This window comes from Ensifer sp. 22521 (assembly GCF_052044795.1).
Taxonomy (GTDB): Bacteria; Pseudomonadota; Alphaproteobacteria; order Rhizobiales; family Rhizobiaceae; genus Ensifer.
Window position 1 is genome coordinate 247,545 of record NZ_JBQENM010000002.1, and the last position, 19,122, is coordinate 266,666.

Genomic DNA, 19,122 nt, shown 5'->3' on the forward strand with positions numbered 1-19,122 from the left:
AGGCGGTGTCCCCGCCGCCCGAAAAGAGGGATAGTCCGTTTGGAAATGGGCATCAAGAAAAATATGATTCTTTTAGTCATGTTTTTCTTGATGAAAACGTCAAGCGCGCAAGGCGCGTGCCGCCGCTTGGTGAAAAGCGGTTAGATATCGAAATGCGCAATGACGGGCACGTGGTCGGAGGGGCGTTCCCAGCCGCGCGCTTCGCGCAGGATGTCGACGTTCTTGAGCGCCGGCGCCAGGTCCGCGGAGGACCAGATGTGGTCGAGCCGGCGGCCGCGGTCGGCCGCTTCCCAGTCCTTCGCCCGGTAACTCCACCAGGTGTAGAGCTTGGTCGGCGCCGGTGTGTGCTGGCGCATCAGATCGACCCAGCCGCCGCCGTTCATGACCGTGGTCAGCCCTTCGGTTTCGATCGGCGTGTGGCTGACGATCTTCAGGAGCTGCTTGTGCGACCAGACGTCGTCTTCCAGAGGCGCGATGTTGAGGTCGCCGACGAGGATCGAGGAAATGCCAGCCTCGGCTTCGGCATGTAGCAGCTTCATCTCTTCGACGAAATCGAGCTTGTGGCCGAATTTCGGGTTGATGCTGCGGTCCGGCTCGTCGCCGCCTGCCGGGACATAGAAATTGTGCAGGCGGATCTTCTTGCCGCCGGCCTCGAAAACAACCGAGAGGTGGCGGGCATCGCCGACGCCGCAATAGTCGCGGCGGTCGCTGAGCTCATGCAGGGGCAGGCGCGAGATCGTCGCCACGCCGTGATAGCCCTTCTGGCCGTGCATCTCGATATGATTGTAGCCGAGTGCCTTCAGTGGCTTGGACGGGAACTGGTCATTCGGGCACTTGGTTTCCTGCAGGCAGAGGATGTCCGGCTGCCAGGTCTTCAGCAGGTGTTCGACGAGCGGCATGCGCAGGCGAACGGAGTTGATGTTCCAAGTGGCGACGGAAAGGGCCATGCGTCATTCCCTGATCGGCTGGGGCCGGACGCTCGCGAAGGGAAGGCCGGCTCGGGATGGATGTTGACCCGAGCTTTAAGCAGGTCCGGCGCGCCGGGACAAGGAATGCGCGAACGGGAGCGCATGAAAAAGGCCGCCATCCGGCGGCCTGTGTGCATAATACCAGCGGTCGAGATGCCGGCGGTTAGGTCGCTCAGCCGCCCCGCTTGTTGCGGACCTCGTCGTAGGGGATCTGGAAGACCTTGTCGTCCAGCGCCATCCCGGTCTGGACATTGAAGATCATGACCGATGTGTCCTTCTTCTGCGCGTCGGTGATCGTCCACTGGCGCAGGTCATAGGTCTTCGGGTCGAACATCATGGTGATGGTCGAATCGCCGAAAATCGAGCGGTCGCCAAGCACGATGGTGATGAGGTCGGACTCTTCCTTGACGTCGCGCACCATCTTGCCGGTCAGGTCGATCTTCTCGCTGAGCAGCAGATTGAGCGGCGTCTTCGACAGCGGATAGATGTCCCAGGTCTTGAGCTTCATATTGCCGATGACCACCGACTTGCCGTCGGCAATGACACGCATCGGCGAGGGGGCCTCGTAGTTGAAGCGGATGCGGCCGGGGCGGCGGATATAGAACTTGCCGCCGGTCTGCTCGCCGCGCGGGCCGAACTGCACGAACTCGCCGGCCATCGTCTTTACCGAGGAGAAGTGATCGGCGATCTTCTGGGCGGCTCTCGGCGCCCGGGCGAAGGCTTCAGCGATGTCGAGACCGGTGCCGCCGATGCCGGCGAATGCCGCAAGCCCGCACACGAAGAGGCGGCGCGAAATTACCGGGTGGTTGCGCTCGCCGTTCTTGGTCTCTGTCATCTCAGTCTCCTTCATTTACGGATCATCTGGAGCGCAAGTGCGGCGCCTTCAAGGCGCTACTTTCGAGCTTCAAGGCTCGCGCTCTCACATGACCGTTACCAGTTCGGCCCCGCAATCCGGTGCGGGATCGCCGTGTTGATCTATCGGCGTAACTCCGGACGAAAAATGCCCCGAGATCCTGCCGAAATTGCTTTATTCCTCGGTCGGAACCAGGATTTCGCGTTTTCCGGCGTGGTTCGCCGGGCCGATGATGCCTTCCTGCTCCATGCGCTCGATCAGCGAGGCGGCACGATTGTAACCGATCCCGAGGCGCCGTTGAACGTAGGATGTGGATGCCTTGCCGTCACGCAGGACGACGGCGACCGCCTGGTCGTAAGGGTCGTCCGAATCGGCGAGATTGGAGGTGCCGGCCGGGCCGCCGCCTTCGCCATCCTCGTCATCATCCTCGGTAATCGCGTCGAGATATTGTGGCACGCCCTGAGTCTTGAGATAGGCAACCACTTCCTCGACCTCGGTGTCGGAGACGAAGGGGCCGTGGACGCGCTGGATGCGGCCGCCACCGGCCATGTAGAGCATGTCGCCCATGCCGAGCAGCTGTTCGGCACCCTGTTCGCCAAGGATCGTACGACTGTCGATCTTCGAGGTGACCTGGAACGAGATGCGGGTCGGGAAGTTGGCCTTGATCGTACCGGTGATGACGTCGACCGAGGGGCGCTGCGTCGCCATGATGACATGGATGCCGGCGGCACGCGCCATCTGGGCGAGACGCTGCACCGCGCCTTCGATGTCCTTGCCGGCGACCATCATCAGGTCGGCCATTTCGTCGATGATGACGACGATGTAGGGCAGCGGCGTGAGGTCGAATTCCTCGGTCTCGTACATGGCTTCGCCCGTCTGGCGGTCGAAGCCGGTCTGCACTGTGCGGGTGATCTGCTCGCCCTTGGCAAGCGCCTGCTCGACGCGGCTGTTGAAGCCGTCGATGTTGCGCACGCCGATTTTCGACATCTTCTTGTAGCGCTCTTCCATCTCGCGCACCGTCCACTTCAGCGCGACCACCGCCTTCTTCGGGTCGGTGACGACGGGCGAAAGCAGGTGCGGAATGCCGTCATAGACGGAGAGTTCGAGCATCTTCGGGTCGATCATGATCAGGCGGCACTGATCCGGGCGCAGGCGATAGAGCAGCGACAGGATCATGGTGTTGATCGCGACCGACTTACCCGAACCGGTGGTGCCGGCAACGAGCAGATGCGGCATCTTGGCGAGATCGGCGACCACGGGTTCGCCGCCGATCGTCTTGCCGAGCGCCATGGCAAGGCGCGCCTTGGAGGTCTCGAAGTCGCGCGAGCCGATGAGCTCGCGCAGGTAGACGGTCTCGCGCCGCTGGTTCGGCAGTTCGATGCCGATGGCGTTGCGGCCGGGAACGACGGCGACGCGGGCAGCGATCGCGCTCATCGAGCGGGCGATGTCATCGGCAAGGCCGATGACGCGGGACGACTTGATGCCGGGCGCCGGCTCCAGTTCATAGAGGGTTACGACCGGGCCGGGGCGGACGTGGATAATCTCGCCCTTGACGCCAAAGTCCTCAAGCACACCCTCGAGCATGCGGGCATTCTGTTCAAGCGCGTCCGGTGAGAGCGATGCGTCGCGGCCGACGTTCTTCGGTTCCGCAAGGAAATGCATTGGCGGCAGCGTGAAGTCGCCATCGTCTTCGACGAAGGAGCGTTGGGCTTCACGCTCGATCCGCTGGCCAGTCTTCGGACGGGGAGCCGGCGTTGCCACGCGCGAGCCCGACTTCGGCAGACCCTGCTTCGGCGGCGCTGCTCGCGGCGCCCAGTCGGCTGCCGGATCGTCGTCTTCGTCGTCGGGCAGGATGCCGGCGGGGCGACGCTCGTCGATATCGAAGGGCATGTCGTCGTCCTCGTCATCGGCCATGATCGGCGGCGGCGTGACGACACGGCGTTCGGAGCGGTCGAGCGAGGGTTCGATGCGGTCGCCGGCGGCCATCGGCTTCGGCCGGACCGGCTCGTTCAGCGTGCCGAACTCGTCATTGTTGAAATCGTAAGGCTCGTCATACTGGCGCTTGGGCGAACTGCGCGTGCCGCTCATGCCGAAAATGCGGCGCACGCGTGCGTGCATGGTGTAGCGCATATGGGCGAAGGAGCCCATCAGCAGGGTGAAGGGGCCCTCGCTGTCGTCCTCGTCCAGCTCGTCGCGAACGGTGCGCGCCTTGCTCGGCGTCGGCTCGACAACCTCTTCGTCTTCTTCTTCATCGCTGACGCCGATGAGGCCGGCGCTGTAGATCAGGCACCAGGCGGCCGGTGCGGCGAAGATGCAGGCGAGTACGGTCGCGAGCGTGCCGGTCGGGAATGCGCCGGTGAAGAGTGCCGGGAAGCGGAGAATCATATCGCCGAAGACGCCGCCGAGGCCGTTGGGCAGCGGCCAGGTGATCGGGGCGGGGACGCAGCTCAGCGCCGCGCCGGCAAGCACGGAGCCGATGAACCAGACGCCAAGGCGCTTGAAGGTCTTGTCGAAGCGCTTGCCGCTGATCAGCACCAGCGCCCAGGCGACAGCCGGCAGCAGGGCGACGACGCTGGCAAGGCCGAAGAACTGCATGAAGATATCGGCAAAGGCCGCACCCGGATAACCAAGCACGTTGGTCGGTGCTTCCGATGTGGCGTAGGAGAAGCTCGGGTCGGCGACGTTCCATGTCGATAGCGCCGCGACGGCCAGCGCCAATGCGCCGAACAGCGCAAAGCCCGCCAGCGACGCGATCTGTCGCCAAACGAAGGTGGTTAGCACGAACCGGTTGGAACGGCTGTCAAGCGTTGCCGGATTGCTTCTGCTCATGTTGCCTGCTGCCCGTCTCGATCTCTAGGGCGCATTGCGCGCCATGGAATCAACCTAAGCGGAGTACGGTTAATGCGACATTAACCATGCGTAGTTGCCGCTAAAATAGCGGTGGTTGACCTGAAGATCGGCATGAAAAAGGCCCGGACCTTTCGATCCGGGCCAAGGGCGATCCGCATCAGACGGATCGCGACGGGACTATGAGCGGCGCCAGATTCGACGCTGCAATCCGCTTAGATGTGGTAGGCGGCTTCGCCGTGGGACGAGAGGTCGAGGCCTTCGCGCTCGGCTTCGACGGAGACACGCAGGCCGACGATCGCGTCCACGATCTTGAAGATGATGAACGAACCGATGCCGGACCAGACGACGGTGACGAGCACGCCCTTGAGCTGTGCCAGGACCTGGGTTGCCACGCCGGGATAGCCCGCCGCGAAATCCGCGGTCGAGTAGTCGACGATGCCGGCACCGCCGAGCGCCGGATTGACAAGAATGCCCGTGGCGATCGCGCCGAGGATGCCGCCGACGCCATGAACGCCGAAGACGTCAAGGCTGTCGTCGTAGTTGAACTTGTTCTTCACGACGTCGACGAAGAAGTAGCAGACGGGGGAGACGATGAGACCGAGCACAATCGCGCCCATCGGGCCGGCAAAGCCAGCGGCCGGCGTGATGGCGACGAGACCGGCGACGGCACCGGAGGCCGCACCAAGCATCGAAGCCTTGCTGCGGACGAGCGTTTCGACGACCGCCCAGGAGATGATGGCAGCGGCAGTTGCGAGGAATGTATTGATCATCGCGAGGCCGGCATAGGCGTTGGCTTCAAGGTTGGAGCCGGCGTTGAAGCCGAACCAGCCGACCCAGAGCAGCGATGCGCCGACCATCGTGAGCGTCATCGAATGCGGAGCCATGATTTCCCTCTTATAGCCCGTACGCTTGCCGAGCAGGATGGCGCCGACGAGGCCGGCAATACCGGCATTGATGTGGACCACGGTGCCGCCGGCAAAGTCGATCGCGCCGAAGGAGAAAATCAGGCCGGTCGGAGCCGTGTAGGCGCTCGGGCCGCCCCAGAACCAGACCATGTGGGCGATCGGGAAGTAGACGAAAGTGACCCAGAGAATGACGAACAGGACGACGGCCGAAAACCGGATGCGCTCGGCAAAGGCACCGACGATCAGCGCCGGCGTGATGCAGGCGAAGGTCATCTGGAACACCACGAAGACGTATTCGGGGATGAACACGCCCTTGGAGAAGCTCTCGGCGAGCGTTGTCGTATCAACGCCGGCAAGGAACATCTTCGAAAAGCCGCCGACGAACGGGTTGAGCGAGCCGCCGTCAGTGAAGGCCAGCGAGTAGCCGTAGGTGACCCAGATAATCATGACGATCGCGGTGATCATCAGTACCTGCATCAGAACCGACAGCATGTTCTTGGCGCGCACCAGGCCGCCGTAGAAGAGCGCAAGGCCCGGAACGGTCATGAGGAGCACGAGGATGGTGGACAAGAGCATCCAGGTGGTATCGCCCTTGTCGGGAACCGGGACGGCGGCAACAGCCTCCGTTGCAGCCGGGGCTGTTTCCTGTGCGAAGGCGACAACCGGCGCAAGCAAGGCGGCCGTCAGCGCGCCGAGGCGTCCAAGAGAGGTGGAAAGTTTCGTTGATGACATCGAGTAGTGCTCCCTGAACGGCGTGATTTACAACGCTTCTGAATCGGTTTCGCCGGTGCGGATGCGCACGGCATGGTCAATGGCGTAGACGAAGATCTTGCCGTCGCCGATCTGGCCGGTCTTGGCGGCTGCGGCGATCGCTTCCACCGCCATGTCGACGAGCTCCGAGGGAACCGCGATTTCGATCTTCAGTTTCGGCAGGAAGCTGACGGCATATTCGGTGCCGCGGTAGATTTCGGTGTGTCCCTTCTGGCGGCCGTAGCCTTTGACTTCGGTCACGGTCAGGCCCTGGATGCCGACAGCAGTGAGGGCTTCGCGAACCTCATCGAGCTTGAACGGCTTGATAATGGCCATCACAATTTTCATCTGGTTTCATCCTTGTTCGCCTCCGGAGGAGGCCATCTCTCCTTGCTGCGGAGCGCCAGTGCGCCGTGCAACCGGACTATGACATTCAAGGGGCGTGCCAGATTCGGATGACTGTTCTAAGTCTATGAAAAACAATGGGAAAAACGGACGCCGCAGCGACAATGCTGCGGCGCATCAAAAAATCGTCAATTTAGAAGATTAAAAAATAGGCAGATTGAAAAAACTGCCCGTTTTCTATTCAGTTGCCTTTTTCCGGATCAGCCCTTCCTGGGCGACGGAGGCGATCAGCACGCCGGAACGCGTAAAAAGGCTGCCTCTGGTCATCCCGCGGGCACCATGTGCACTCGGACTGTCCTGGGTATAGAGCAGCCAGTCGTCCATCTTGCAGGGGCGGTGGAACCACATGGCATGATCGAGGCTCGCAACCTGCAGGTTCCGATCGAAGACCGAGGTGCCGTGCGCATAGAGCGAGGTGTCGAGCAGGGTCATGTCGGAGAGATAGGCAAGGATGGCCGCCTGGATATGGCGTTCGTCCGGAACCGTGCCCACCGCCTTGACCCAGACATCCTGGATCGGCTTGCCGTCGTTGCGGGTGAAATAATGCTGCAGCGAGGCCGGGCGGATCTCGATCGGTCGCGGCCGCTCCCAGTAACGCCGGATCGCCTCCGGCGCATGCACGAGGAATTTCTCCTTCAGTTCCTGTTCGCCCGGCAAGGTTTCCGGCATGGGGAGTTTCGGCATTTCGATCTGGTGGTCGAAACCGTCCTCGTCATACTGGAACGAGGCGGACATCGAGAAGATCGCCTTGCCGTGCTGGATGGCGACGACGCGCCTTGTGGCGAAGCTCGAACCGTCGCGGATACGGTCGACCTCGTAGATGATCGGCACGGATGGATCGCCCGGCCGCATGAAATAGGCATGCAGCGAATGGACGAAGCGGCCCGCGTCGACGGTGCGCTGGGCCGCCACCAGTGCTTGGCCGATGACCTGGCCGCCGAAGACGCGTTGCCAGCCGACCTGCGGGCTCAAGCCGCGGAACAGGTTTTCCTCCAGCTTCTCGAGATCGAGAATGGCGAGCAGCGCATCCATGGGCGTGGTGGTCTCGGTGGGGCGCGACATTTCGGCTGTCTCCGATGGTAGGAACGTCGATGGCATTGATCTATATAGACATAAAACGATGCTCAAGTGCGACGGAGAAAGCCGATGCTCGATGTCTTGATTGCCGGTGGCGGCTATGTCGGCCTTTCGCTCGCCTTATCCCTGAAAAAGGCGGCGCCGCATCTCAGCGTCATGGTGATCGACGGCGCGCCGGAAGGCGCCTGGAAGAAGGACCAGCGCGCCTCGGCGGTTGCGTCGGCTGCCGAACGCATGCTCGACGTGCTTGGCGTCTGGGATCAGATCGTGCCGGAGGCGGAGCCGATCCGCCGCATGGTGATTACCGATTCGAAGGCGGCCGATCCGGTGCGCCCTGTGTTTCTGACGTTCGATGGCGACAGCGGCGATGGCCGGCCCTTCGCCCATATGGTGCCGAACACGGCAATGGTCGGTGCGCTGCGCGGGGCGTGCGAGGACCTTGGCGTCGTCAATCGTCAGTCGACGATGGTCGAAACCTTTAAAAGCGGGGACCATGCGGTCGCCGTCACGCTCGCCGGCGGCGAACAACTGGAAGCGCGCCTGCTCGTCGCCTGTGACGGCGTACGCTCCAAGCTGCGCGATGCCGCCGGCATCAAGACGGTCGAATTCGACTACGGCCAGTCCGGCATCGTCACGACGGTCGAGCACGAGCGGCCGCACGAGGGCACGGCGGAGGAGCATTTCCTGCCGGCCGGTCCGTTTGCGACCCTGCCGCTCAAGAACAACCGCTCGTCGCTGGTCTGGACCGAGCGCACCGAGGACGCCGAACGCCTGGTCGCCGGCGACGATTTCCTGTTCGAGGAAGAGTTGGAGCGCCGCTTCGGCCACAAGCTCGGGCACCTGAAGGTGGTTGGCGGGCGGCGGGCCTTTCCGCTGGGCCTGACGCTTGCGCGCGATTTCGTCAAACCGCGTTTCGCGCTTGCCGGGGACGCGGCCCACGGCATTCATCCGATCTCGGGGCAGGGGCTCAATCTCGGCTTCAAGGATGTGGCGGCGCTCGCGGAAACGATCGTCGAGGCGGATCGCCTCGGGCTCGACATCGGCTCGCTCGCCGTGCTCGAGCGCTACCAGAGCTGGCGGCGGTTCGACACCTTCCGCATGGGGGTGACGACCGACGTGCTCAACCGGCTGTTTTCCAACGATATCACTCCGGTTCGCATCGCCCGCGACTTCGGCCTCGGTCTGGTCGACCGGCTGCCGTCTCTCAAGAATTTCTTCATTCGCCAGGCGGCCGGGATTGCCGGCGAGGCGGATCCGCGGCTCTTGTCGGGCGAGCCGATCTGAACATCGACCTGAGGATTGCCCCTCACCCTAGCCCTCTCCCCGCAAGCGGGGCGAGGGGACTCGGTCGAATGCGTGGCACTGTCTTGATGTCGAAGAGAAGAGGTTGGCGCCGAGTGCGCCACGAGGTTCCTTCTCCCCGCCTGCGGGGAGAAGGTGGCCGGCAGGCCGGATGAGGGGCTAAAAACTCCGCATCAAAGAAGGCCGCGCCCTCAATCCTCGATCTTGCGGGCTTCCGAGACCAGCATGATCGGCACGCCGTCGCGTATCGGATAGGCGAGGCGGGCCTTTTCCGAGATGAGTTCGTTGGCTTCGGCGTGGTAGCTGAGGCGCCCCTTGGTCAGCGGGCAGACGAGCAGTTCAAGCAGTTTCGGATCGACCTTGCTGGCGTTGATATCCATTATCCGTCGCTCACTGCAGGATGCTGTCCATATCGCCGAAGTCGCGCGCGAGCACGATCTCGGTGATGGCGATCAGGGTTTCCGCGCGTGTCTTGAGATCGGGCGCTTCGAGCAGCGCCTGTTTTTCTGCCGGGCCGTAGGGCGACATCATCGCCATGGAATTGACCAGGGTGCGGTTGCTCGCCCGTTCGACGCTTTCCCAATCGGCCTTGAGCTTGTTGGCTTCGAGATAGGCCTTGAAGGCGGCAAGCAGAGCTGCCCGGTCGACGAGAGTTTCATCGTCACGGTTTTCGAGATCGGCGGCAAAGGGGCCGATGCGGAAACGGCGGTAACCGCGCGTCGCTGAGACTTCCGAAAACAGCCGGTAGCGGCAGACGCCGGTGAGCGAGGTGATGTAGCGGCCATCGCCGGTCTCGGCGAAGGAGGTGATGCGGCCGATGCAGCCGACCTCGCAGAGCGCCTGCATCGGGCCGGTGGCAGTCTCGCTGCGGCCTTCGCAGAAGGAGGGTTGCACGATGCCGATCAGGCGGTTGCCGGAGAGCGCGTCATCGAGCATGGCAAGGTAGCGCGGTTCGAAGATGTTGAGCGGAAGCTGGGCGCCGGGAAGCAGCAGGGCACCGGTCAGCGGAAACACCGGAATGATCTCCGGCAAGTCCTTCGGACCGAGATAGCGTGCATTTCCGACGTGCATTTTCCGATAGACCTTGCAGATGTCCGCTCTTGCCCCGCCAAGGAAGCGTGGTCAACCAGACCAAAAGATGGTGCATTCCTTGAAAATCTCAAGGGACGAGCACACCGATCTTCATGGGTGAATGTGGATCGTGATCAGACGTACTTACGAAAAAGGGGCGCAAACAGCGCCCCTCCTCGAAAAAAATGCCTGACGGTTCAGGAGAACAGGATCGACGAGAGCTTGCGCCGTGCGGCGATCGTTGCCGGATCCTTCGGTCCCCAGACCTCGAAGAAGGAGAGCAACTCGCGCCGCGCGCCGTCGTCGTCGAAAGTTCGATCGCGCTTCATGACCGTCAGCAGGTGATCGGCCGCAGCCGTCCGGTCGCCTTCGACATTGCGGATCTTGGCGAGCAGCACGCGCGCCTCATGATCATCGGGATTTGCGGCAAGGCGCCGCTCGAACTCATTGGGATCGCCGAGCTTGCGGGCTTCCTCGATCTGGTCGAGCTTCTTGCCGATGGCCGCAATGCCTGCGTCCTTGGCAAGGTCTTCCGGCAGCCCGGAGAGCGCTTCGCGGGCTTCGGCGACCTGGCCGAGCGCGATCATGCAATCGACCATGCCGGCGATCGCCACGACGTTTTCGGGGTCGGCCTGAAGCACGGCGCCGTAGAGGCCGGCGGCGTTCTGGGCGTCACCGGCGTCGAGCAGCGCCTTGGCATCGGCGAGAACCGCTTCGATCTCGGCCTTGCTGTCGTCGACGGCCGGACCGGCGATCTTTTCGATGAATTGCTTGATCTGGCTTTCCGGCACCGCGCCCATGAAGCCATCGACCGGACGCCCGCCGACGAAGGCGATGACGGCGGGGATCGACTGGATGCCGAGCTGTCCGGCGATCGAGGGATGATCGTCGATGTTCATCTTCACGAGTTTGACGCGGCCTGCGGCTTCCGTGACCACCTTTTCGATGACGGGGGTCAGCTGCTTGCAGGGGCCGCACCAGGGCGCCCAGAAATCGACGAGAACCGGCTGCTGCCTGGAGGCGTCGAGCACGTCCTTGGTGAAGTTGGCAGTGGTGGTTTCCTTGATCAGGTCACCGTCCGACGCGGCCGCCGGCGCCGGCTGACCGAAAGAGGCCGAAGCCGTCATCTGAGTGCCGAAAGACCCTGCATAGGGATTGTCGCTGCCCGTCATTCTTCTCTCCTCGCCGGCTCGTCTGCCAGCTTACTGCATTCGCGCCAAAGATCGTATGTCAGGCCGTGACTTTCAAGACAAGCGGTTCGTGTCCGGTCGCTTCCATGAAGCGCAGCAGATCGCTGGATGCGATCGAGGTCGTCGCGTCATTGGAGAGCGGATGGCAGTTGACGATGTCGAACTTCATCAGCTCCTCGTCGAGGATCATCTTGACGTTGCCCTCGGTGTCATTGATCGCGCCGAAGGCGGTCACGGCACCTGGAATGACGCCCAGATATTCCATCAGCTTCTCCGGCTTGCCGAAGGACACCTTGCTTGCCGCACCGATCACCTGGTGAACGGTCTTCAGGTCCACCGTCGCGTGTTCCTCGACGGTGAGCAGGAAATAGTTGTCCTTCTTGTCCTTCACGAAAAGGTTTTTCGTGTGGCCGCCAGGGATCTCGTCACGCAGCGCCACCGATTCGGCGACGGTGAACACCGGCTCGTGGCTCTTGGTTTTATGCTCGATCCCAAGTCCGTCGAGAAAATGAAAGAGGTCTTCGGCGGTCTTCGGCTGTGATTCACTCATGATTCTCATCCCTTGGGCATTCGTTTCGCCTCTGCTTTAGGGGAGAAGCCGGTGGCCGCGCAATCTCACAGGCGGCGGCAGCGGCCGAAAACGCGGCATTTCCGGGCTTCGCGAGGGGTCTCCAAAAAAATATTCGATTTCTCGTCATTTCCCTGTTGCATTCCAAAATCGCTTAGGCCATATACCGCCCGTCGCCGCAAGACAGCGACGCCACGGTCCACCGACTACCCCCGGACCGCGGTTTATGAGCGGGTGTAGCTCAGGGGTAGAGCACAACCTTGCCAAGGTTGGGGTCGGGCGTTCGAATCGCCTCACCCGCTCCAATTTCTCCCAACCACTTCATTTCACTGTTATTTTGGAAATGAACGGCATCCGCCGTCAGGCGCATTGCGCTTCGCAACCGGATGCTTCGCCATGCGAACACCTGTCGGCGATCGGACAGCACGACGGTCCTTTGGAACGTTCGCCGTCCCTTCCCTTGTCGCTAGAGATCGTCGACGCCCGCGCGCCACTCAGCTCTTCATGAAGACGTAGTCCGTCTCCTGCCGGCGGATCTCACCGGTGCGCAGTACCGCGTTCGGGAAGCCGGCATGGTTGATGGCGTCCGGCCAGATCTGGGTTTCCAGGCAGAAACCGGCAAATGGGCCATAGCGGCGTCCCTCGAGGCCGGGGACGGTGATGTCGAGCTTTGCGCCGGTATAAAGCTGTACACCAGGCTCGGTCGTCAGCACTTCCATCGTGACGCCGGAATTGATGCTACGGGCAAGCGCCACCGAATGTTTCGTCATGCGCTCGTTCGAAAGGCAGAAATTGTGGTCGTAGCTGATGCGCTCGCCCTCGGTCTGGCGACGCATCGACGTCATTTCGCGGAGATCGAAGGCGGTGCCCTCGACCGCACGGATCTCGCCCGTCGGCACCTGGCGTTCGTTGGTCGGCAGGTAGTGGTCGGCGGCGATCATGATGTCGTGTCCGAGCGCGTCGACAGTGCCGTCGAGATTGAAGTAGCTGTGCTGGCAGACATTGGCGAGCGTCGGCCGGCCGGTCTCGCTCTCGTAGACGACGCTCAAGACGCCGCCGGGCTTCAGCGCGTAGGTGCAAGTGACCTTGCAGTTGCCGGGATAGCCGGCGCGTCCATCCGGATCGGTAATGGTGAGCGTCACGCTATCAGGCGTCTGGCGGCCGATCGTCCAGTTGCGCTTGCCGATATTGTCGCTGCCGCCGTGCAGGTGGGTGACACCCTTCTCGTTCAGTTCGAGCTGGTAGGTCTCACCGTCGAGCGTGAAGCGCCCGTCGGCGATCCGGTTGGCGCAGCGCCCCGGTGTCGCGCCGAGATAGGGCGAATGGGCGAGATAGCTTTCGAGATCGGCGAAACCGAGCACCAATGGCGGCTCATGGCCTTCCAGGCGCAGGTCCTGAATCACCGAGCCCCAGGTCAAGACATGGGCGGTGAGGCCGCCACCGGAGAGCACCATACGATGGACCGGCTCGCCGGACGGCAGATGGCCGAAGATTTCCGTGTTCTGATGCATGTTCACCGCTGGCTCCCTCTTCGCGACCGCAGCAACCTGCGTCATTTCCAAAGGCACGGCAACCGGAAAATCATACTAAATGGGGCCTTGCTTCGTCTCTGGCCTGAGGGCAAAAACGTCTAGCTATTCAAGGTGCTACAGCGACCTCTCTGCGGTCATGTCAGCGCGATAGCTGCTTGGTGGCATCCTGCAGGCCGGCGAGTGTCAAAGGGAACATCCGCCCCTCGAACAGGCTCTTCACCATGCCGATCGACTGGGTGTAGCCCCAGTGCTGTTCGGGCACGGGATTGATCCAGATCGAACGCGGAAAATGCGCTGTCATGCGCGAAAGCCAGAGTGCGCCCGCCTCGTCGTTCCAATGTTCGACCGAGCCGCCGGGATGGCTGATCTCATAGGGGCTCATCGACGCGTCGCCGACGAAGATGGCGCGATAGTCGCCGCCATAGGTGCGCAGCACTTCGGTGGTGCGGGTGATGTCGACGCGGCGGCGACGATTGTCCTTCCACAGACCCTCATAGACACAGTTGTGGAAGTAGAAATGCTCCATATGGCGGAACTCGCCGCGGGCGGCTGAAAACAGTTCCTCGACGATGCGGATGTGATCGTCCATCGAGCCGCCGATATCGAAGAACATCAGCAGCTTGACCGCATTGCGGCGTTCGGGCCGCGTCACCACGTCGAGATAGCCGTGCTCGGCGGTGGCACGGATCGTGCCGGAAAGGTCGAGTTCGTCAGCCGCCCCCTGGCGCACCCAGCGCCTGAGCCTTTTCAGCGCCACCTTGATGTTGCGGGTGCCGAGTTCGACCGTGTCGTCATAATCCCTGAACTCGCGCCGGTCCCAGACCTTGACGGCGCGGCGGTGGCGCGACTGGTCCTGGCCGATCCTGACCCCTTCGGGATTGTAGCCATAGGCGCCGAAGGGGGAGGTGCCGGCGGTGCCGATCCATTTCGAGCCGCCCTGATGCCGGCCTTGCTGCTCCCGAAGCCGTTGGCGCAGGGTCTCCATCAGCTTGTCGAAGCCCCCGAGGGATTCGATCAGGCGCTTTTCTTCCTCGGTCAGGTGTTTTTCGGCGAGCTTGCGCAGCCAGTCCTCGGGGATGACGGCCTCTTCGCCCGTCTCCATGGGATTGACCGCCTCGAGCCCGGAGAAGCAGTGCTGGAACACCCGGTCGAAGCGGTCGATATGGCGCTCGTCCTTCACCAGCGCCGTGCGCGCCAGGAAGTAGAAGGCTTCGACATCGAATGTGGCGATGCCCGCCTCCATCCCCTCGATCAGCGACAGGAATTCCCGGAGCGTCACCGGAACTTTCGCCGCTTTGAGTTCGAGGAAGAAGGGGATGAACATCGGTCAGTCCTGGCTTTCTCCGGTGCCGATCTCTGCGAGATCATAGGGCGTCGTCTGGTACATCTCGTTGATCCAGTTGCCGAAGAAGAGGTGCGCATGGCTGCGCCAGCGGTTCTGCGGCGGCAGGGTCGAATCGTTGTGCGGGAAATAGTCGTGCGGCATCTTGATCGGCACGCCTGCGTCCACGTCGCGAAAATATTCGTCCGACAGCGAGGTCGAATCATACTCCACGTGGTTGAACATGTAGAGCCGGTTGCCCTTTTTCTCGTGCACGAGGCAGACGCCCATCTCCTTCGATTCCATCAGGATTTCGAGGCTGGGCACCTTGTCGATGTCGGCACGCCTGACCTCGGTCCAACGCGAGACGGGGACGGCGAAGTCGTCGGAGAAGCCGTTGAGATAGACCGACGAGCGATTGAGGTTCTGGTGGCGGTAGACGCCAAAGGCCTTCTCGTTCAGCGGATACTTCGGCACGTCGTGGAAATGGTAGATCGCCGCCATCGCCCCCCAGCAGACATTAAGCGTCGAATGCACGTTGGTCTCCGTCCAATCGAGGATGCGCTTCAATTCGTCCCAATAGGTGACGTCCTCGTATTCGAGCGTCTCGACCGGCGCGCCGGTGATGATGAAGCCGTCGAACTTGCGGCCCTTCACCTCGTCCCAGGTCTCGTAGAAAGAAAGCAGGTGATCTTCCGAGGTGTTCTTCGCCCGGTGGGCGCCGATGCGTACCAGCGACAATTCCACCTGCAGCGGCGAGGCGCCGATCAGGCGCGCCATCTGGATCTCGGTCTTGATCTTGTTCGGCATGAGGTTCAGGAGCCCGATCTGGAGCGGGCGGATATCCTGACGGATCGCCACGGTCTCGGTCATCACCCGCACACCCTCATGCACGAGGGTTTCGAAAGCGGGCAGCGTATCGGGAATCTTGATGGGCATGGGCTTCCACTCGATCAATACAAAAAAACCGGCGGCGATTGATCGCGACCGGTCCTCGGAAATCCAACTTTCCTCGGCCCTTTAGCGACTTGTTTAACGTGGCTGCAAGCCGGCCGGCCAAATCACCACGAGGAATTTGATAGCGCGACTGGGGCGCGGGGGTCAAGAAAAACGATTCGGGCGGTCGGGCGGCCCCTCATCCCGCTTCCGCGACCTTCTCCCCGCAGGCGGGGAGAAGGGAGCTTGTGGCACCCGCTCGCGCCTCCCAGGGACCGATCATTTCCGTTCCAGAAAGAAGCCCGGACATCATTGTCTCGCGGCGACCGTCGCCATTTCCGTCCCCTCTCCCCGGCTGCGGGGAGAGGGCTAGGGTGAGGGGCAACTTCCGTGCGTGTGAAGATAATCTAGGCCGTCCTGCATGCCGTATCCGAGCCGACGGCTAGCCTCGTCTAAGCCGAGCCAGAAGAAGCGAAAGCGGATCGGCGCACCACCGCCAAAGGGCGTCATTTCATGGTGCAGCCAGGTTTTCTGTTGCTCGCCGGCAAGGGCGACATGAAAATAGTGCCGGCGATGGCAGATGGTCTGGCCTTCCTTCCGGAAGGAGTAGTCCTTCGTGACGAGATGGGTGAGGCCCCGCGATGGCGTCAGCCCGGTCTCTTCCACGAATTCCCGCAAGGCCGATGTTTCCGGGCTCTCGCCCGGCTCCATCGTGCCGCCGGGCACCTGCAGCTCGATCTCGGGAAAGTCCGGCTCGTCGAAGACCAGCAACTGATCTTGCCAGGTGGCGTAGATCAGGACCTTGTGGGCGTCCGGGCTCATCCGTCGCGGCGTGCCATGAAGGCCAGGCGTTCGAAGAGATGCACGTCCTGCTCGTTCTTCAGCAGCGCGCCGTGCAGCTTCGGCAGCATGGTCTTGGCGTCGGCGCGGAGGTCGGCCGGATCGACCTCGTCGGCAACCAGCAGGCGGATCCAGTCGAGCGCTTCGGAGGTGGAAGGCTTCTTTTTGAGGCCCGGCACCTGGCGGATGTCGTAGAAGGCGGCAAGGGCTGCCGAAAGCAACGTCTTGCGGATCCCGGGATAGTGCACCTCGACGATGCGGGCGAGCGTTTCGGCGTCGGGAAAGCGGATATAGTGGAAGAAGCAGCGGCGCAGAAATGCGTCCGGCAATTCCTTCTCGTTGTTGGAGGTGATGATGACGATCGGCCGGTGACGGGCGCCGATCATCTCGCCGGTCTCGTAGACATGGAATTCCATGCGGTCGAGTTCCTGCAAGAGGTCGTTCGGAAACTCGATGTCGGCCTTGTCGATCTCGTCGATCAGAAGCACCACGCGACGGTCGGCCTCGAAGGCCTGCCAGAGCTTGCCCTTGCGGATATAGTTCCTGACCTCGTTGACGCGCTCGTCGCCGAGCTGGCTGTCGCGCAGGCGCGACACGGCATCATACTCGTAAAGGCCCTGCTGCGCCTTGGTCGTCGACTTGACGCTCCATTCGATCAGATCGAGGCCAAGGGCAGCGGCAATCTGGCGGGCAAGCTCGGTCTTGCCGGTGCCGGGTTCACCCTTGACGAGCAGCGGCCGCTCCAGCCGGATCGCAGCATTGACGGCGATCATCAGGTCCTTGTCGGCGATGTAATCTGCGGTGCCTTCGAATTGCATAATCGTCTTCCGGTTCAGCATAGGTCTAGCAGGCGGTGTCCATGGACTATCGCATATTGGCCAAAATCGGAATCGATTTGAGAAGAGATGGCGTGAGCAGAAAAGCTCGGTCTCAGCCGCGGAGGGCGGTGACTTCGATCTCGATCAGCATTTCCGGGCGGATCAGATCGCAGACGATCATGGTTGCGGCCGGACGGATCTCGCCGAAGACTTCGCCGAAGATCGGGAACACCCGGTCGGCGAAGCTGGCATCGGTGACGTAGTAGTGATTGCGCACCACGTCTTTAAGCGAGAAGCCCGCTTCCTTCAGTGCGCCCTCGATCGTCTTCAGGCAATTGCGCGCCTGCTCTTCCACCGTTTCGGGCATGGTCATGGTGGCATAGTCGTAGCCGGTCGTGCCGGAGACGAAGCACCAGTCGCCCATCGCGACGGCACGCGAATAGCCTGCCGTCTTTTCGAAGGGCGAACCCGAAGAGATGAGCTTGCGCGCCATGTCTCGCTTTAAGCCCAGGGGCGCGAGGCGCCGACCGTCTTCTCGAAGCTGTCGATCGCGGTTGCCTTTTCCAGCGTCAGGCCGATATCGTCGAGGCCGTTCAGCAGGCAGTGGCGCTTGAAGGCATCGACCTCGAACTTGACCGAGCCGCCGTCCGGGCCGGTGATTTCCTGGGATTCCAGGTCGACCGAGAGGATGGCGTTGGAGCCGCGCGAAGCGTCGTCCATCAGCTTGTCGAGGTCGGCCTGGCTGACGACGATCGGCAGAATGCCGTTCTTAAAACAGTTGTTGTAGAAGATGTCGGCAAAGGACGTGGAGATCACGCAGCGGATGCCGAAGTCGAGCAGCGCCCAGGGGGCATGCTCGCGCGAGGAGCCGCAGCCGAAGTTGTCGCCGGCAACCAGGATCTTGGCGTTCTGGTAGGCGGGTTTGTTGAGCACGAAGTCCGGGTTGACCGAGCCATCCTCATTGTAGCGGGCTTCGGCGAAAAGGCCCTTGCCTAGGCCGGTGCGCTTGATCGTCTTCAGGTAATCCTTCGGAATGATCATGTCCGTGTCGATGTTGACGACGGGGAGGGGGGCGGCGACACCGGTGAGCTTGACGAATTTTTCCATAACTTCAGGCCTTCGATTTCAGAAGAATGTTGCGCTAGCGTTTAGATGAGTTTTGCGCCGAAATGAAGGAAAATCTATCCAAACACGCTTCGCCGGGCGGGTGAAAATGCCCGCCCGGTGAAAGCTTCGCCCGGATTTCGATTGTCGGGAAGCCTCAGCCTGCCTTCACCGGGCTGTTCATGGCCCAGAGAACGCCGAAGGGATCGCGGAGCTGGCCGTAGCGGTCGCCCCAGAACATCACCTCGATCGGCATCACCACCTCGGCGCCGGCGGCAACGGCGCGGTCCCACCAGGCATCGATGTCCTCGACGGTGAGCGTCAAGGTAAAGGCCTGCGGCTTTTCCAGCGGATGGCCATATTCCGGATAGGCATCCGCCAGCATCAGCGAGCTGCCGTTGACGTAGAGATGGATGTGCATCGTCCGGCCCTGCTCGTCGAGCGGATGCCGGTTGACCTCCTTGGCGCCGAAGGCGCGCTGGTAGAATTCGGATGCCTTGGCGGCGCCATCGACCTGAAGATAGGGCAGAAGCCCGTTCAGGACCGGTGCCGGCTGCTTCGTTTCGGTTTGCTGCGTCTCAGTGTCCATGTCGTTCTCCATCCTGTTCGAAGAGCCAGGACCGTGCTGGCCT

19 protein-coding genes, 1 tRNA gene and 1 riboswitch are annotated in these 19,122 nt (G+C 62.2%); of the genes, 2 read left to right on the forward strand and 18 right to left on the reverse strand.

Translation table 11 applies throughout. The features are described from left to right. Positions 1-140: 140 nt before the first annotated feature. The 6 genes from ACTJKE_RS03260 to tesB form a co-directional block, all read right to left on the reverse strand. Positions 141-947: an exodeoxyribonuclease III gene (locus ACTJKE_RS03260; RefSeq protein WP_057254932.1), complete on the reverse strand. Its 807-nt coding sequence runs from the start codon at positions 945-947 to the stop codon at positions 141-143. Positions 948-1,140: 193 nt separating this feature from the next. Further along, the gene (locus ACTJKE_RS03265) at positions 1,141-1,803 is read right to left on the reverse strand and encodes an outer membrane lipoprotein carrier protein LolA (protein ID WP_112995659.1); all 663 of its coding nucleotides are present in this window, start codon (positions 1,801-1,803) and stop codon (positions 1,141-1,143) included. Positions 1,804-1,995: 192 nt separating this feature from the next. Next, positions 1,996-4,650, reverse strand: coding sequence for an FtsK/SpoIIIE family DNA translocase (locus ACTJKE_RS03270; protein ID WP_112995660.1), 2,655 nt, complete (start codon positions 4,648-4,650; stop codon positions 1,996-1,998). Between the two features lie 233 nt (positions 4,651-4,883). Beyond that, positions 4,884-6,308: an ammonium transporter gene (locus tag ACTJKE_RS03275; protein ID WP_112995661.1), complete on the reverse strand. Its 1,425-nt coding sequence runs from the start codon at positions 6,306-6,308 to the stop codon at positions 4,884-4,886. A gap of 27 nt (positions 6,309-6,335) precedes the next feature. Then, positions 6,336-6,674 (reverse strand): P-II family nitrogen regulator, encoded by a 339-nt coding sequence (locus tag ACTJKE_RS03280; protein WP_057254936.1) that lies wholly within the window; start codon positions 6,672-6,674, stop codon positions 6,336-6,338. A 234-nt stretch (positions 6,675-6,908) separates the two neighbouring features. Next, entirely contained in the window at positions 6,909-7,793 is an 885-nt protein-coding gene (gene tesB / locus ACTJKE_RS03285) for an acyl-CoA thioesterase II (protein WP_112995662.1), read from the reverse strand. Positions 7,794-7,877: 84 nt separating this feature from the next. Here tesB and ACTJKE_RS03290 point away from each other — a divergent pair, with 84 nt between their 5' ends. Next, positions 7,878-9,092: a ubiquinone biosynthesis hydroxylase gene (locus tag ACTJKE_RS03290; protein ID WP_112995663.1), complete on the forward strand. Its 1,215-nt coding sequence runs from the start codon at positions 7,878-7,880 to the stop codon at positions 9,090-9,092. Positions 9,093-9,301: 209 nt separating this feature from the next. Here ACTJKE_RS03290 and ACTJKE_RS03295 read toward each other — a convergent pair whose 3' ends face one another. The 4 genes from ACTJKE_RS03295 to ACTJKE_RS03310 all read right to left on the reverse strand — a co-directional run bounded on the left by ACTJKE_RS03295 (position 9,302) and on the right by ACTJKE_RS03310 (position 11,921). Next, positions 9,302-9,490, reverse strand: a complete 189-nt coding sequence (locus ACTJKE_RS03295; RefSeq protein WP_057254939.1) for a Trm112 family protein — start codon at positions 9,488-9,490, stop codon at positions 9,302-9,304. A gap of 10 nt (positions 9,491-9,500) precedes the next feature. Then, entirely contained in the window at positions 9,501-10,181 is a 681-nt protein-coding gene (locus ACTJKE_RS03300) for an LON peptidase substrate-binding domain-containing protein (RefSeq protein ID WP_057254940.1), read from the reverse strand. A 197-nt stretch (positions 10,182-10,378) separates the two neighbouring features. Further along, positions 10,379-11,353, reverse strand: coding sequence for a thioredoxin (trxA, locus tag ACTJKE_RS03305; RefSeq protein ID WP_057254941.1), 975 nt, complete (start codon positions 11,351-11,353; stop codon positions 10,379-10,381). A gap of 58 nt (positions 11,354-11,411) precedes the next feature. After that, complete coding sequence (locus tag ACTJKE_RS03310) at positions 11,412-11,921, reverse strand: prolyl-tRNA synthetase associated domain-containing protein (protein ID WP_093233086.1); 510 nt, start codon at positions 11,919-11,921, stop codon at positions 11,412-11,414. Positions 11,922-12,169: 248 nt separating this feature from the next. Here ACTJKE_RS03310 and ACTJKE_RS03315 point away from each other — a divergent pair. Next, positions 12,170-12,244, forward strand: a tRNA-Gly gene (locus ACTJKE_RS03315). 189 nt (positions 12,245-12,433) lie between these two features. Here the strand turns inward: ACTJKE_RS03315 and ACTJKE_RS03320 are convergent. The 8 genes from ACTJKE_RS03320 to ACTJKE_RS03355 all read right to left on the reverse strand — a co-directional run bounded on the left by ACTJKE_RS03320 (position 12,434) and on the right by ACTJKE_RS03355 (position 19,079). Further along, positions 12,434-13,450 carry an aldose epimerase family protein gene (locus tag ACTJKE_RS03320; RefSeq protein WP_440691221.1) on the reverse strand — a complete coding sequence of 339 codons (1,017 nt, stop codon included), beginning with the start codon at positions 13,448-13,450 and terminating at the stop codon, positions 12,434-12,436. A gap of 160 nt (positions 13,451-13,610) precedes the next feature. Continuing rightward, on the reverse strand, positions 13,611-14,795 hold the full coding sequence (locus ACTJKE_RS03325) for a vWA domain-containing protein (protein WP_057254944.1): 1,185 nt from the start codon (positions 14,793-14,795) through the stop codon (positions 13,611-13,613). A 3-nt stretch (positions 14,796-14,798) separates the two neighbouring features. Continuing rightward, a complete protein-coding gene (gene metA, locus ACTJKE_RS03330; protein ID WP_057254945.1) occupies positions 14,799-15,731 on the reverse strand; it encodes a homoserine O-acetyltransferase MetA in 933 nt (310 codons plus the stop codon). Positions 15,732-15,792: 61 nt separating this feature from the next. Beyond that, positions 15,793-15,870, reverse strand: a riboswitch (SAM riboswitch). Between the two features lie 227 nt (positions 15,871-16,097). Next, positions 16,098-16,550, reverse strand: a complete 453-nt coding sequence (locus ACTJKE_RS03335; RefSeq protein ID WP_112995666.1) for an NUDIX hydrolase — start codon at positions 16,548-16,550, stop codon at positions 16,098-16,100. Continuing rightward, positions 16,547-17,386, reverse strand: a complete 840-nt coding sequence (locus ACTJKE_RS03340; protein WP_112995667.1) for an AAA family ATPase — start codon at positions 17,384-17,386, stop codon at positions 16,547-16,549. The genes ACTJKE_RS03335 and ACTJKE_RS03340 overlap by 4 nt, the downstream gene beginning before the upstream one ends. A 112-nt stretch (positions 17,387-17,498) precedes the next feature. Further along, positions 17,499-17,879, reverse strand: a complete 381-nt coding sequence (locus ACTJKE_RS03345) for a RidA family protein (RefSeq protein WP_057254948.1) — start codon at positions 17,877-17,879, stop codon at positions 17,499-17,501. 8 nt (positions 17,880-17,887) lie between these two features. Continuing rightward, positions 17,888-18,493 carry a 3-isopropylmalate dehydratase small subunit gene (gene leuD / locus ACTJKE_RS03350; protein WP_057254949.1) on the reverse strand — a complete coding sequence of 202 codons (606 nt, stop codon included), beginning with the start codon at positions 18,491-18,493 and terminating at the stop codon, positions 17,888-17,890. Positions 18,494-18,647: 154 nt separating this feature from the next. After that, the gene (locus ACTJKE_RS03355) at positions 18,648-19,079 is read right to left on the reverse strand and encodes a VOC family protein (RefSeq protein ID WP_057254950.1); all 432 of its coding nucleotides are present in this window, start codon (positions 19,077-19,079) and stop codon (positions 18,648-18,650) included. Positions 19,080-19,122: the final 43 nt, after the last annotated feature.